16 protein-coding genes are annotated in these 15,087 nt (G+C 44.1%); 7 read left to right on the forward strand and 9 right to left on the reverse strand.

All coding sequences use genetic code 11. The features are described from left to right. Positions 1–121 precede the first annotated feature (121 nt). From Q0R35_RS09755 to Q0R35_RS09770, 4 genes are all read right to left on the reverse strand, one after another. Entirely contained in the window at positions 122–1,597 is a 1,476-nt protein-coding gene (locus Q0R35_RS09755; RefSeq protein ID WP_295616874.1) for an HlyD family secretion protein, read from the reverse strand. 200 nt (positions 1,598–1,797) lie between these two features. Beyond that, positions 1,798–2,265 carry a MarR family transcriptional regulator gene (locus Q0R35_RS09760; RefSeq protein WP_295616877.1) on the reverse strand — a complete coding sequence of 156 codons (468 nt, stop codon included), beginning with the start codon at positions 2,263–2,265 and terminating at the stop codon, positions 1,798–1,800. Positions 2,266–2,367: 102 nt separating this feature from the next. Then, positions 2,368–2,571, reverse strand: coding sequence for a hypothetical protein (locus tag Q0R35_RS09765; RefSeq protein WP_295616880.1), 204 nt, complete (start codon positions 2,569–2,571; stop codon positions 2,368–2,370). 2 nt (positions 2,572–2,573) lie between these two features. Continuing rightward, positions 2,574–2,912: a hypothetical protein gene (locus Q0R35_RS09770; RefSeq protein ID WP_295616883.1), complete on the reverse strand. Its 339-nt coding sequence runs from the start codon at positions 2,910–2,912 to the stop codon at positions 2,574–2,576. Positions 2,913–3,109: 197 nt separating this feature from the next. Between Q0R35_RS09770 and cobQ the strand changes: the two genes are divergently transcribed. The 5 genes from cobQ to dndD all read left to right on the forward strand — a co-directional run bounded on the left by cobQ (position 3,110) and on the right by dndD (position 9,194). Then, positions 3,110–4,621: a cobyric acid synthase CobQ gene (gene cobQ, locus Q0R35_RS09775; RefSeq protein ID WP_295616921.1), complete on the forward strand. Its 1,512-nt coding sequence runs from the start codon at positions 3,110–3,112 to the stop codon at positions 4,619–4,621. A gap of 156 nt (positions 4,622–4,777) precedes the next feature. Next, a complete protein-coding gene (locus Q0R35_RS09780) occupies positions 4,778–5,329 on the forward strand; it encodes an alpha-ketoglutarate-dependent dioxygenase AlkB (protein WP_295616886.1) in 552 nt (183 codons plus the stop codon). A 229-nt stretch (positions 5,330–5,558) separates the two neighbouring features. Beyond that, positions 5,559–6,290, forward strand: a complete 732-nt coding sequence (locus Q0R35_RS09785; RefSeq protein ID WP_295616890.1) for a 1-acyl-sn-glycerol-3-phosphate acyltransferase — start codon at positions 5,559–5,561, stop codon at positions 6,288–6,290. Positions 6,291–6,293: 3 nt separating this feature from the next. After that, positions 6,294–7,043 carry an alpha/beta hydrolase gene (locus Q0R35_RS09790; RefSeq protein ID WP_295616893.1) on the forward strand — a complete coding sequence of 250 codons (750 nt, stop codon included), beginning with the start codon at positions 6,294–6,296 and terminating at the stop codon, positions 7,041–7,043. Between the two features lie 168 nt (positions 7,044–7,211). Continuing rightward, the gene (dndD, locus tag Q0R35_RS09795; RefSeq protein WP_295616896.1) at positions 7,212–9,194 is read left to right on the forward strand and encodes a DNA sulfur modification protein DndD; all 1,983 of its coding nucleotides are present in this window, start codon (positions 7,212–7,214) and stop codon (positions 9,192–9,194) included. A 61-nt stretch (positions 9,195–9,255) separates the two neighbouring features. Here the strand turns inward: dndD and nspC are convergent, their stop codons facing one another. The 4 genes from nspC to Q0R35_RS09815 all read right to left on the reverse strand — a co-directional run bounded on the left by nspC (position 9,256) and on the right by Q0R35_RS09815 (position 13,233). Beyond that, positions 9,256–10,413 carry a carboxynorspermidine decarboxylase gene (gene nspC, locus Q0R35_RS09800; protein WP_295616899.1) on the reverse strand — a complete coding sequence of 386 codons (1,158 nt, stop codon included), beginning with the start codon at positions 10,411–10,413 and terminating at the stop codon, positions 9,256–9,258. Between the two features lie 147 nt (positions 10,414–10,560). After that, positions 10,561–11,757, reverse strand: coding sequence for a saccharopine dehydrogenase family protein (locus tag Q0R35_RS09805; protein ID WP_295616904.1), 1,197 nt, complete (start codon positions 11,755–11,757; stop codon positions 10,561–10,563). Between the two features lie 32 nt (positions 11,758–11,789). After that, complete coding sequence (locus Q0R35_RS09810; RefSeq protein WP_295616909.1) at positions 11,790–12,197, reverse strand: DUF1823 family protein; 408 nt, start codon at positions 12,195–12,197, stop codon at positions 11,790–11,792. Between the two features lie 55 nt (positions 12,198–12,252). Continuing rightward, on the reverse strand, positions 12,253–13,233 hold the full coding sequence (locus Q0R35_RS09815) for a CHAD domain-containing protein (RefSeq protein ID WP_295616912.1): 981 nt from the start codon (positions 13,231–13,233) through the stop codon (positions 12,253–12,255). A 105-nt stretch (positions 13,234–13,338) separates the two neighbouring features. Here Q0R35_RS09815 and Q0R35_RS09820 point away from each other — a divergent pair, with 105 nt between their 5' ends. Next, positions 13,339–13,473: a hypothetical protein gene (locus tag Q0R35_RS09820; protein WP_295616915.1), complete on the forward strand. Its 135-nt coding sequence runs from the start codon at positions 13,339–13,341 to the stop codon at positions 13,471–13,473. Between the two features lie 50 nt (positions 13,474–13,523). Continuing rightward, positions 13,524–13,979 carry a hypothetical protein gene (locus Q0R35_RS09825; protein WP_295616918.1) on the forward strand — a complete coding sequence of 152 codons (456 nt, stop codon included), beginning with the start codon at positions 13,524–13,526 and terminating at the stop codon, positions 13,977–13,979. An 8-nt stretch (positions 13,980–13,987) separates the two neighbouring features. Here the strand turns inward: Q0R35_RS09825 and miaA are convergent, their stop codons facing one another. Beyond that, positions 13,988–14,887, reverse strand: coding sequence for a tRNA (adenosine(37)-N6)-dimethylallyltransferase MiaA (gene miaA / locus Q0R35_RS09830; RefSeq protein WP_295616924.1), 900 nt, complete (start codon positions 14,885–14,887; stop codon positions 13,988–13,990). Between the last annotated feature and the right edge of the window lie 200 nt (positions 14,888–15,087).

Here is a 15,087-nt window from a genome sequence, read left to right on the forward strand (position 1 = left end):
CTTTTTAAGGGGGGTTAGGGGGGATCTACCCACTGAAAACGTAGTTAGTAGGGTGGGCAGTGCCCACCACATAGGTTTCAGGCAATCTCTATTTAATAAATATTGATACCCAGCTACTTAGCTACGGAATCTCAACACTTACTTCAGCAGACATCCCAGGGGTAATCCGCGTATCATAACCCTTGATACTTTGAGGATCTAATCTGATTTTGACCGGAATTCGTTGGACGATTTTGGTAAAATTACCCGTCGCATTATCGGGTGGTAATAGCGAAAACTGCGCCCCAGAAGCTGGCGAAATACTATCGACATAACCTTTAAAAGGATGGCTGGGGAAAGCATCTAACTTAACTTCCACCACCTGTTTAGACTTGATTTTATCTAATTGCGTTTCCTTAAAATTCGCAACTACCCAATAATCATTATCTACAACCGCCATTAGTGGCGATCCGGCTGGCACCCGATTGCCAACTTCGACATTTTTGCGACCGATTCTGCCCGCTGTAGCAGCAGTAATATTTACATATGATAACTGCAACTGAGCATCTTTTAATGATGCTTGAGATTGAGCAATTGCAGATTGGGCTGCTGCATATTGGCTGCGGCTGACTGCTGTCTGTTGTCCGCTAGCTGTAGCCTGTTGCAAGCCCCCGCGCGATGCGGCGAGTTTGGCTCTGGCACTAGTAATGCCTTCTTGGGCTTGTGCTAGTTTCGATTGTGCTTGGGCGACACCGACTTTGGCGGCGGCTAGTCTAGCTTGCGCTTGTTGCACGCTCTGGAGGGCAGAACTTTTTTGACTTTGGGCGACTGCATAAGCGGCTCTGGCTGTATCTAATTGTTGCCCAGCTACCGCACCTTGCTTGTATAAACTGCTGTAGCGGTTGAAGTCAGCCTGCGTTTTTTGCACATTGGCATCGGCTTGGGCTACTTGCGATTGAGCTAGCGGGATGCCTGCTTGGGCTTCTTGCACGGCGGCTTGCGCGGCGGGAATTCCGGTTCGGGCTTCTTGCACGACTGCTTGAGCGGTGGCGATTCCGGCTTGCGCGGTGCTGACATCGCCTTGAGCTTGACTCGTTTTTCCGGTAGTCGTTTGGGATGCTAGGGCGATACCCGCCTGCGCGGCGTTTGCCTGTCTTCGGGCTGATTCTAGTGCGGCTTGGGCTTGCTGAACTTTATTTTCGTAGTCTTGAGGATCGAGTTTTACCAACAATTGTCCGGGTTGAACTTGCTGGTTATCTGTTACTAATACTTGGGCGACGGTGCCCCCAATTTTGCTACTAATTTGGTGGACATGCCCAACCACTGTGGCATTATCTGTCGTTTGGTGAGTGGAAATAAATTGCCAGTATCGATAACCAAATCCACTAGCCGCGATCGCCCCAATCCCCAATCCTGCTAGAATTAGCGCGATCGGCTTTTTCTGTTTCGGTTTTGGCTGACGATCTAATGTTGATGCTGTTTCGACTTCTGGTATCGCTGTTGTCGGTAGAATCCGGTCTTTAAAATCGATTCTATCGGTAGTCAACTCTCGTTCTGAGACTATAATTTTATTCGGATCGGCTCCATTGTGTCCTTCATTTGCGATCGTATTTTGCATCATTCTTTCTTATTAAAAATAGCTGTTTACCAATCTCACCAAAATTACTAACCAGTTAACTCTGGTAGTTTGGCAATATAACGATCGCTAAATACTTCATGTGCGTACTATTATGCCAGCATTAAGAATTTAACACTTCTGTCGATCGGATGAATTTCGAGCAGCGTTGGCTACGCCTACCGGAAATAATCGAGGTATCCTTAGCTGAGATTGGCGATCGCTTGGTTGAGTACTTGTGAAAATCGCTCTCGATCTTCAGTACAAACACCTTCCCAAGTCTCCTCATGTAAGTCGGCGACTACCTGCGGTAACACCTGCTCTAGTTCGATCCCCGCATCTGTCAACCAAATCCGACAGATCCGCCGATCTTGACGATCGCGTTCCCGCCTGACGAAGCCGCGTTCCTCCATCCGATCTAGCACTCCTGTCAAAGTACCACCTACTTGCTGCAATTTCTCACCGATATCAGAAGTCGGCATTCCATCCTCTTGCCACAAGCAACAGAGTACCAACCAGTGAAACGGTGTCAGCCCATAAGGTTCTAATCGATCGCTACATTTTCGATACAGCAACTGGGATAGTAACTTAATTCTGTAACCCGTGCTGTGTGGTGCCCTCAATGCTTGCCCAGACGTTAACGAAACACTATTAACTGATGTAGATTTCATTTGGCTAATTACTTAGCGTACGTACTATTATTCTGACATAAGTCAAGGATAATGTCAAATCGATCTAGCTGCCCTCATCAGCGTGGAAGAGCCGATCGTCAACTAGTTCTCAACTGTTTCTGTAGGGATGTAGTTAGATTTGTATAATAATCTGGCTCGACGTTGTTGGAGCAAATCTCGATCGACTAATGCGATCGCTTCATCTAGCATCAAATTTACAATATCTAATTGATGAACGACAGCTTTTAAACTAGCCAGATTTTTAGCTCTAGTTTCAGCATCGGGAATTCTAAATTCTTCACTCATGATTAGTTCCAATTCCGTTGAATTTCTTGCAAACTGGCAATACTGGCATCTAAAGTGGCTTCAGCTACCTCAATCGTCCGATATAACAAATTTAACATATCTGCTGAGGCGATTGGTTGAGACTCTGCAACTTTTAACAGTAGGGTGTTCAGTCGAGAATACTTAGATCTCAGCCGTTCTTGTATATTTTGGAGTTCTTCAAGTTCTGATAAGGCTGTGGTGGTTTCGCCCCACTGTGCGAATAGTCTGAATGCTAAGGTGGTAGTTGCATCGATCGATTCAATAATTCGGCGTTGCAGGGTAAAGATATTGGTAAGTACTGGATCTGGTAATTTAGCCACTGGTAGATGTAGAGTAATATGCCCATTTTAATTTAGCAGGTTTGGGATAGCGATCGATTGGACTTAGCGATCGAAAAAACCGATGCCTAGATGCGTGTTGTTGGTGGTGAATTATCTCACGATCCATCTCAATCGATTTATGCTTACAATAGCTAACTGTACTCATCCCATCTTCCCCCAAATTGACTAAATCTATTATGGTTGTGGGCACCACATCCCACGCTGGCAAATCATTAATTACCGCTGCGATCTGTCGGCTGTTGGTACGCCAAGGGTGGAACGTCACCCCTTTCAAGGGGCAGAATATGGCTCTGAATGCCTATATTACCGCCGATGGTAAAGAAATGGGTCACGCTCAGGCGGTACAGGCGTGGGCGGCGAAAATCGAGCCGAGAGTGGAGATGAATCCCATTCTGCTCAAGCCGCAGGGCGATATGACTTCTCAGGTAATTTTAATGGGTACGGCGGTGGGGAGAGTCCAGGCGGCGGATTATTATCGCGATTATTTCGATCGCGGGTGGGCGGCAATTACCGATTGTTTGGATAAATTAGCCTTAGAATTCGATTATATTGTCTGTGAAGGTGCGGGGAGTCCGGCAGAAATTAATCTCAAACATCGCGATTTGACTAATATGCGCGTGGCGAGTTATTTACAGGCAAATACGGTGTTAGTTGCCGATATCGATCGAGGTGGGGTATTCGCACATATTGTCGGGACTTTAGAGTTATTAGAACCTGAGGAACGCGCATTAATTAAAGGCTTTATTATTAATAAATTTCGGGGACAGCGATCGCTCTTAGAGTCGGGAATTACTTGGTTGGAGGAACGAACGGGGATTCCGGTAATTGGGGTAATTCCGATGTTAGACCAGGTATTTCCATCTGAAGATTCGTTAGACTTATTAGAGCGGCGATCGCGTAAACCGAATGCCGATTTAACAATTGGAGTTATCAGATTTCCCCGCATTTCCAATTTTACCGATTTCGATCCGATCGATGCCGAACCAACAGTCAATCTTAAATATATTACAACTAAAGACGAACTAAATAGCTGCGATGCGGTAATTTTACCCGGCTCAAAAACAACAATTGCCGATCTCAATTGGTTGCGTCAAACGGGTATCGCCCCAGTACTACCAGATTATCTGGCTAATGGCGGTACGATTATGGGGATTTGTGGCGGTTTCCAAATGCTCGGTACTACCATTAACGATCCGACAGGCATCGAAGGTATTCCGGGCGAATATCCTGGCTTGAACCTATTCCCACTCCAAACCAAGATTTCCGAAACCAAAACTACCAGCCAACGCACTGCTACCACCAATTACCCCCACCCCGGCATCGCAATTTCTGGATACGAAATCCATCAAGGTACCACCCAATGGCACCCCGTTCGCGTTGGCGGAGCCTCTGCCTCAGCAGAAGCGTCTCGGAACGAGAATCGACTTGCTAGCGATGAGTACGAGCAATTATTTAGTGATGAAAGTCTGGGGATTGTCGATCGAAAACTCCAGCTTTGGGGCACATATTTACATGGCATCTTCGATAATGGAACATGGCGCAGACAGTGGCTCAATCAGATCCGCTCCCGCCGCCATCTATCGCCCCTCACCACGGAGGTACCAGAGTACGCCAGTCAACGCGAAGAAATTTTCGACAAATTGGCAGATTCGATTTCTGAATATCTGGATTTAGCTAAATTACAATAGACATGCTCAGAGATCGATCGAGTGCGATAGTAGTACCTTCGAGATCCCCGACTTCTTGGAGAAGTCGGGGATCTGAGTCCTCACCTTGAAACTTGCCGATCTGATTAGAATATCTTTTAACCATTCACTACTCACTTTCCACTTTCTACTGTCAAAATGACTGAGCCAGAAGTTACAATTTGCCCCAGCTATCTATCACCAATAGCCGCAACCAAACTATATACTCAATTACGCGATCGCATTGAGTGGGATCTACGGATTAGTGCGCGTAAAACTGCTTGCTTCGGATTGCCTTATAATTATTCTGGTTTGACCTACGAAATCCAGCCGATGCACTCTTTACTGCAACCTGTATGCAAACAGATCCAAGAAACATTGGGATTTGAACCAAATAGTTGTCTAGTCAACTATTATCAAGATGGTCGCGATAAGATGGGGTTCCACTCCGATGAAATCGATAATTTGGAAGATGGTACTCAGATTATTATTATCTCGCTGGGTACCGAACGAAAACTTTCCTTTCGATCGAAAGCCGATTACGAGCAACGGCTAAATTATTTATTACCGCATGGTTCGTTGATGTATATGAGCCAAAAAACTCAAGAATTTTGGAGTCATGCTATCAAAAGAGCGAATGTGATGGATGGTCGCATTAGTCTGACCTTCCGCCGCATCGACCCCTCATTTTTTAGCAAGCTAAATGGTTGACCGATTTTAATTAGGTATTAGGTATTAGGTTTTAGGCTTTAGGATTCAACCTCAGTCCCTTACTCCCATCTCCCAAAACTACCCGATCGTGAAAAATATGGCTAAAATCAAAAGTATTAGCAAAATATTAATCCTTTAATCCCTCTAGATTCAGACCGAAACATAATTACCGACATGGGTGGAGATCTAAACTCTCCCTGTGGCACCGCACTCCCTTTCAAGTAACCGCATGAATTTATTGGAGTCAATCGCCCCATTCGATGGCTATGCTACCGCCATCGCTCAAGATCTATTCGGTTGGTTGGGGATTGATGTTAAGGTACAAAACCTCGAACGCTTGCCTCAATGTGGCCCACTACTAATTGTCTGCAATCACCGTAGCTTCCTCGATCCCTTTATACTGACTAGTTTTCTGAATACGCCGATTAACTTTGCCTGCCATCGCTATATGGGGAACGTCCCTGTCTTGCGAGAAGTGTTGCTCAGTTGTGGCGGGTTTCCGTTGAGTAATAATGACTGGTATAAGGATCTACTCCAGCATTCTACCCAAATACTCGATCGGGGTAAAACGATCGGCATTTTTCCTGAAGGTGCAGCTCCGATGCTGGCAACGCCGTCGCCGAAGGGGTTGTGTGCTTTTTATCGCGGCTTTGCTCATCTAGCACTGCAAGCAAAAGTGCCCAACTTACAGATTTTGCCAGTAGCAATTTGTTCCCAAGCAGAAATTCAATGGCCAGCCGTGCCACTGAGCGTGTTACATTATCTAGACCCTTTAGAGCCACTATTTACCAAAGATGGCTGGCATCCAGCCGTACTCTATCAACAGGCGACAATTCGGATTGGTACGCCGTTTTCGATCGCGCCGTACCGAGATGGTTACCACGGTCGTCAAGCTGGTAAAGTAGTAAAAGATCTCACCGCCACCCTATCACAACAAGTTGCTGACCTGCTCGCAGCCTAAATAATGCAGCTTCATCCCCTAAGTTTTTTTCAACCTCGACCCGCGCAGCCACATCTACCATTATTTGTATTCTTTCCGGGGATGGATGGAACGGGTAAGTTATTTTACAAACAAATAGATCGATTAGCGGCTAGATTCGATCTGCGGTGTTTGGCAATTGCCAGCGACGACCGTACCGATTGGCATGGATTGGTAGATCGATCGATCCAGTTTATCACCACAGAACTAACCGAAGGTCGAGAACTGTACCTTTGTGGCGAATCATTTGGTGCTTGTTGGGCGATGCAAGTTGCCGGAAAGCTCAACGCCCAAGTTGACAAATTAGTGCTGATCAATCCGGCTTCTTCGTTCGTTCGGTTGCCGTGGTTGACTGAAGGCAGCGCGCTTTCTAGCCTGTTGCCAGATAGTATGTATCCATTATCGGCGCGGATTCTCGCCAATTTTCTCACTAATATCGATCGAGTTACCCCCGAAGATCGCCAAAATTTAGTCGATGCAATGCTCTCAGTTCGACCGCAAACTGCGGCTTGGCGACTCAAGTTATTACGCCAGTTTCAGATAAATTCGGTGTTGCCAGCAATTATCGATATCCCCACAGAGCTAATTGCCGGGGAACACGACAGGCTGCTCCCATCGGTAATGGAGGTGCGCTTTCTCCAACAACACCTTGCTAAGTCAAAAACGACTTTACTACCCCTTAGCGGTCATGCCTGCCTGCTAGAAAGAGATATTAGTTTAGCCGATCTGTTATGAGATGGGAGATGGGAGTGAGGAGTAAGGAGTAAGGAGTAAGAAGTAAGAAAGATTTTGAATTAAAAATTTATCTGTCCCCCAGTCTCCCAGTCCCCCAGTCTCCCAGTCTCCCAGTCTCCCCGTCCCCCCGTCCCCCAGTCCCCCCGTCCCCCAGTCCCCCCGTCCCCTATGCTCTTCCGCGAACTGGTTTTAGAAAACTTCGGTTCTTATCTCGGTAAGAATACAATTAATTTACTACCGGATACCTCAGCAGATAGCCGTCCGATTATTCTGATTGGGGGCATGAATGGTGGCGGTAAAACGACGATTATGGATGCCATTCGCTTGGCTTTATATGGTGCGCGCGCTCAATGTTCGACGCGGGGAAATTTGAGTTATGGTGATTTCCTGACGCAGTGTGTCAGTCAGCAAATATTACCAGCCGAAAAAGTGCGGATCGAATTAGCATTTCAGATCGCCGAAGATGGCGACATGCGCGATATTCGGATCGTTAGATATTGGGAACGCAACCCCAAAGATGGTAAGGATACTTTAGGCATCTTAGTAAATGATTGGGCTGATAAGACTTTACTAAATACTTGGGATGAATATATTGAAAATCTGCTGCCATTGGGAATTTCTAATCTATTTTTATTCGATGGCGAACAGGTAAAGGAATTAGCAGCGCAAGAAATACCACCTGTAGCTGTATTCGATGCAATTCAATCATTACTAGGTTTAGAATTAGCCGAACGACTAGCGACAGATTTAGATGTATTGCTAAGTAGAAAACGGCGAGATGTTGCAACAAAAAATCAATTAGAGGCGATCGACGAAATTGAAGCTAGAGTAGAGCAGCAACAGTCAGAAATTACCGAATTAGCCGCCGAAGTAGCCAAGCTCGATACTAAACTAGAAATTGCACTCGATCGCGAGCAACAAGCTTTCGATAAATTTGTGCTAGAAGGGGGCAAAATTGCCGCACAAGGCAAGGAATTAGAATTAGAATCGAAAGCTATTCAAACTCAAATCGATCGGCTTCGAGCAGAGCTAGGCAGCATAGCCGCAGGTAATTTACCTTTAGCTTTAATTACACCTTTACTCGCGCAAGTGCGATCACAAGCAGAGATCGAATTACGCCATCAACAAGCCATTGCTGCACTCGATTTATTAGTCGATCGCGATATTCGGTTGCTCGATTATCTTCAGCAGCAATCGATATCAACCGATCGCCTTACCGATATTCAAGCCTTTTTAGAACTTGAAAATCAAAGCTTAAAGCAAGATGCTAAATTAGATCCACCCGCCTGGTTGAATGCCGATTTAGAAGCGATCGAACAGTTAGATAATATCCTCAAATTAGATCTCGATCGCGAAATTAATCAAGTCAGCGAATTACAAACTCAATTAACCAAACTCGAAGCAGAATTAGATTTTATCGATCGGCAAATTGCCACAGCCGCATCGCCAGAAGAATATACCCGCCTCAAAAATCAAGAAACCACCGCCCGCGAATTAGTATCTCAACTCAAAGCTGATAAAATTGTCAACGAACGTCGATATGTAGATCTCGCTCGCACTATTACCAAAACCAAGCAAGAATTAGCTACTTATACTGAAACTAATATTAAACTAAAAAACGATCTGCACATTATTGAGTCTGTCGCCAAAGTCAAAGCCACACTAGAAATCTTTAAAGCCAAACTTACACTCAAAAAGATTAATAGACTTGAAAATGAAGTCACCGAATGTTTTCGCTACCTGTTGCACAAATCCGAACTCGTCCAACGGGTAACGATCGATAGTAGCACCTTCACGCTATCTCTCCACGATCGTGAGGGCAAATTATTACCAAAACATCGACTTTCCGCAGGCGAAAAACAACTCCTCGCGATCGCACTATTATGGGGGTTAGCACGAGTATCTGGGCGACAATTACCGATTGCGATCGATACACCATTGGGTAGATTAGATTCATCCCACCGTACCAATCTGATCGAGCGTTATTTTCCCACAGCTAGTCAACAAGTAATTCTGTTATCTACAGATACTGAAATTGCCGAAAGTGAGGTTGCAAATCTGCGCGCGCAAGCTGTAATTACTCGCGAATATATCCTAGAACACGATCCGATCGAACAGCGCACGAGGATTAGATCGGGATATTTTTGGTAGAATTAATGGATAGATACCCGACTTCTTCAAGAAGTCGGGTATCTGAGAGGATGCCTGAACATCAACCTAATCGATTTCGATAATCCTCATAGGCAAACTCTCGCCAGAGCGCAAACTTACCATCTTTATCGATCCGTCCGATCGCGGGATGAACGACACCATTAAATGTTGAAGTTTTGACCATTGTATAATGCATCATATCTTCAAAAATAATCCGATCGCCGATCGCCAATTCCCGCTCGAAAGCATAGTCACCTAAAAAGTCACCAGCCAGACAACTAGAACCACCCATCCGATAAATTGTGTCTCCGGCTTCCGGCTCATGTGCGCCGCGAATCGCTGGCTTGTAAGGCATCTCTAAACAGTCGGGCATATGAGCGGTAAATGAGACATCTAACATCACATTTACCAGATTGTCGGTGGGAATTAGATCTAATACTTTACCGATCAAAAATCCTGTTTCCCAGGCAATTGCCGAACCAGGTTCCATCAGTAGTTGAATGTGAGGATGGCGATGATGGAAAGCATTTAACACCTCGATCGCATGATTCACATCATAATCTTTGCGCGTCATCAAATGACCTCCACCGAAATTTAGCCACTTGAGTTGTGGTAAAAACTTTCCAAATAGTTTTTCGATATTGGCGATCGTTTTTTCCAAGGCAAATGAGTCGCTCTCACATAAATTGTGGGATAAAAATCCATCGATCCCCTCTGGCAACGTATCGCCCAGATGTGCTGCTGAAACCCCTAGTCTGGTAGAGGGTTGACAGGGATTGTAGAGCGCGGTTTTGACTGGTGAGTACTGGGGATTGATTCGCAAGCCTACAGACGGTTTATTCGGCGTATGAGCGGCAATCTGTTGACGAAATTGTTCCCATTGACCGATCGAATTGAAAGTCAGGTGAGAGGCATAGGGCAAAATCTCTGGCAGATCTTCAGCTCGATAAGCTGGCGAGTATACATGCACTTCAGTCCCAAATTCTTCTGCGGCTAGTCGTGCTTCCCACAGGGAGCTAGCGGAAGCACCCTTGAGGGTAGTGCGAATCTGGGGGAAGCTATGAAAGAGGGAAAACCCTTTCAGCGCGAGCATAACGCGAATTGGGGCTGATTTTTGGACTCGATCGAATATCGCTAAATTTCGATCGAGCAATTGTTCTTCTAATACAAAACAAGGTGATGGAATGGTTGCTAAAATTGCGTCGTTATTTTGGGACATGTTTACTCAAGGAATTTAGGAATTAGGGTAATGCTGTAGATTTTCACCCCACCCCAGCCCTCCCCGTGGAAAGGGGAGGGAGTAAGAGCCAACCTTTTCTAATGGGGGCTAGGGGGATAAATAACGATGCTGGAGTACTAAGAATGATTAATTAGCAAATGGCGATACGCCATCGATTACTTCATGCCAAGGTAATCCCATTGGACCTAATAATTCCATAAACGGATCTGGATTGCATTCTTCAACATTGAATACACCGGGCTGCTGCCAATTTCCATTGACAATCATCAGCGCACCAATTACAGCAGGTACACCAGTTGTATAAGAAATTCCTTGTGCTCCTACTTCTGCATATGCGGCTGCATGTTGACAGTTATTATAAACATAATATTTTTTCTCTACACCATCTTTAATGCCAGTTATATGACAACCAATCGATGTTTGTCCGGTGTAATTTGTCGCGAGAGAAGCAGGTTCCGGCAAAAGAGCTTTTAGGAATTTCAATGGTACAATTTGTTGACCTTCATAATCGATCGGATCGATACGTGTCATCCCAATATTTTCTAATACTCGCAGATGAGTAATATAGTTCTCAGAAAACGTCATCCAAAACCGCGCTCGTTTGAGTGTGGGGATATTTTTGACTAAAGATTCTAGTTCCTCATGATAGAGTAAATATGATTCGCGATCGCCAATTTCGGGATAAGGAATCGGCCGATGAATCGATAATGCTGGTACTTCTACCCACTCACCATTCTCAAAATATCGCCCGACTTGGGTGATTTCACGAATGTTAATTTCGGGATTAAAGTTGGTCGCAAATGCTTTACCATGATTGCCGTCGTTGCAATCGATGATATCTAGATAGTGGATTTCATCAAAGTAATGTTTGAGCGCGTAGGCACTAAAGACACCCGTTACGCCAGGATCGAAACCACAACCGAGAATTGCTGTCAATCCAGCATTTTTAAATCTATCTTGATATTTCCATTGCCAACTATACTCGAATTTGGCGACATCGATCGGCTCATAATTAGCAGTATCCAGATAGTGAATGCCAGTTTCCAGACAAGCATCCATCAATACCAAATCTTGATAAGGGAGTGCCACATTAATCAGGAGATCGGGACGAAACTCTTTAATCAGTTTGACTGTATTCGCGACAGTATCCGCATCTAGAGCGGCTGTCGTGACTTTTGGTGAATTAATCCGCGCTGCAATTCGATCGCATTTATCAACGCTCCGACTTGCTAGTAAAATATCTGTAAACTCAGTTCGTGCGGCGCATTTGTGTGCGACAACATTCCCGACTCCACCCGCACCCACGATCATTACCCGTGCCATATTGTCTCCTTAGAATAAAATGCTCAAAACTACTATACCGTGCTGGCTAGATAGCTTAACAACCAACTAGCCGCCGTCGCCCGCCTGGTTTGACGCGGGCCAAATTCACCAATCTTATAACCCTTAAAACCGAGTTGTTCCTTGAGTAGTTGCTTATGCTCTGTGGGAATTGATCGAGTCAGCTTGACCGTTGCCGGACGACTTGCGATAAAATCTGGTGGTGTGGGGTAAACTGACAGCCACTCTGGAGCTACTTGACTGAGATCCCAGCTATGATCCACTCGATTGTATCGATAGCCCAAATAGTGCCATAATGTCTGATTTACCTGTAGATCGGAGATCGATTCATTAACAATTGCCCAGATTGTATCCGGATCCAGGGGCGGTAATTCCAACCATTCCAAACTTGAGTAATCAATAGCTAAATCGCAATTATCCATATAAATTATCTAACAATAGCAGATCCAATCCCTGTGGCTTGCACAAAGCTAACTTTCAACTTTCAACTAAATTCAAGTCTTGAATCAGTAATAGCTGAAATTCTTGTCTAGTTGCTGACTGCTGGTATCGATATTGAATTGGCTGCCAAGCCTGCCAATTGAGCTGATTATTTTGAGCGATTCGATCGTAAAGTGTTGGTAATTTAGTTGGTGCCTGTTTGCCCAAAACTTTGTGAATAAACTTATCCAGTACCATATTATCCTGAATATTGCCAAATAGTTGATGGACTTGTTTAATCTCTCTCAGATAATCAAGATAGCGCGGTGGGTATCGATCGACAAACATTTCTAGCAGATAGCGGGTAGCTTTAACTTGTTTGCGAAAATTGTGTAAGATGTCCCCGTGGCTAATTAATAACTGAGAAACTGCCAACTTTTGATCTAGGGACGAGTCTAAATTACTCCATAAGCCAGGATGAAGGAATAGTTGTCCAACTACTGGTAATAGTAGATCTGGTAAAATTGACCCGATTTCTACTTGTGCAGTTGGCAGATATTGATGATTGTTGAGCCAATTATTAACACCTAATTTAAAGTATTGATAATCTCGCTCATTGAGCATTAATTTAACTTTTGCAATCTCCTTGCGACGGCGTTTAATAAGTGTTGAAGTTACTTTTTCTAAATATATTTTTTCAGCATCTGGCAAATCTATTCGATAAGTTTTGAAAGTATCATGTAAGACATCCAAATCGCGAACTTTCCCTAATACTTTAGCAATTTTACCGATCGATTTGTCTCCCATCACTTTGGGGATATCCAAAATTGAGCCAAATGCCTGAATTTGCGATCGTAATCGGCGGAGACTCACCCGCATCTGATGTACTGCGTCTACATCATCATCAGCCAGCACATCTGCTTCTAGCGTCAGGATGGTGACATATTGTTTTTGGATAGCTGGATAGATATAGTCAGCTAGTGTTGTAACTGGCTTGTTAGCGAAGTCTGACTCAAATAGCGTCAAATTTTGGTTCATGATCGTTATTCCCATGAGTGTGAAGAGGGGCTTAGTTACTTCGATCTTAGCTAAACCATTATCTCATCGTCATTTCACCCTAGTGTGTGACGATCTTTACGGTCATTGACATACAAATTTGACGATACATGTTACGACGATTTTCCGCAACGACTCACCCCCACAATTGACTTAATTAAAAAAATGCTACCAAGTGGCAAGCAAACACTATCTTTATCATTGTCATCTCCCGATCGTTAGTCAAACTGATAAAATGAAATTGTGACGATCGATAAACAGAGAAATTAAATATGAATGAAAAGTCTCTCGACCGATTTGCAGTAGAAAGTCTGAGTGGAATTGATTCAGACAAAGATACTTGGATTTATACTTATGGATCGGCTAAATTACAACAGGCAAGAAGTTTTGATTATGAATGCGACGAACAATATTTAAAAGAAAGGCTGCAAGCTGAATATCCAGGGTTTAAAATTAATCATGCTTCTGCTGTCAAAAAACTAGACTGTCCACCTATATATGCAATTCAAGAATCTTTGAAATGGAATAATGCTTATATTGCTCAACATAGTTCTAAAGGAGAAGTAATTGTAATTGACTATTACTTAGGCAAGTATCAAATTATCAAAAAAACTTATAAACTTTGGTACCTCTCCTGTCTAAATTCATACGCCAGTGATGCTGCGTTTAATTCAATGCTGCTGTGTATATTCATCAGCTTCATGCTTTGTATTATTCTTTGGAGATAGACATGCTGTTAATTACCCCGAAATTCCTGTACTCTTGTCCAGACTCGATCGAGTAAAATTGGATCGTTGCTATCAAACCACTCAATATTTGGGATTGCTTTAAACCAAGTGCGTTGACGTTTGGCAAATTGACGAGTGAGTAAGGTCGTCAGATTGATCGCTTCTACTAAACTTATCTTACCCTCTAAATACTGTTGCATTTGGGCATATCCTAAAGTCTTTAGTAATGGTAAATCCCACCCATACTTAGCCCCTAAATATCTAACTTCATTCTCCCAACCCAATTCAATCATCTGCTGTGTGCGTTGCTCAATGCGTTGAGCGAGGATGTCCAAATTCTCGCAATCCAAACCAATCTGGAGAATTGGATAACTTGGTGGATATTCGCCCTGCTGACTAGAAATAGTCTGCCCCGTGACATAATAAACCTCCAAAGCTCGAATTGTGCGTCTCGGATCGTTGGCGTAAATTTTACTAGCGGCTTGAGGATCGACTTGTTGTAAAATCTGGTAGCATTGCACCTGACCGAGATTAGTTAATTGCGATCGTAAATCCTCATTTGCAGCGACGCGGGGCATCTTCATTCCCTTGACTACAGACTTGATATACAGCCCCGTACCACCAACTAATAGCGGGATCTTCCCCTGCTGTTGAAATCGATCGATTAAGATCTGTGCCCGCGATTGATATTGAGAAACCGTTACAGTATAATTAGGATCAAAAGTACTAACCAAATAATGTGGTGTCAAAGCTAGCTCAGTACTAGATACTTTTGCCGTAGCAATATCAAACTCTCGATAGATTTGACGTGAATCTGCACTGATGATTACCGAATTGAGACGTTGTGCAATGGAGATCGCCAACCCAGATTTTCCCGTCGCAGTCGCTCCACAAATAACTATTAACATGTTCGCATCTGACACCAAATATTCTAGTTAATTGTTATGACTACTGATTATGATGACAGCAATATTCGGGTTCTAGAAGGACTAGAAGCTGTCCGGTTCCGTCCTGGGATGTATATTGGTTCGACAGATTCGCGAGGACTCCATCACTTAGTATATGAGGTTGTGGACAACTCGATCGAGGAAGCACTCGCTGGTCATTG

Origin of the sequence: Chamaesiphon sp. GL140_3_metabinner_50, assembly GCF_025361915.1 — a bacterium.
Taxonomy (GTDB): Bacteria; Cyanobacteriota; Cyanobacteriia; order Cyanobacteriales; family Chamaesiphonaceae; genus Chamaesiphon.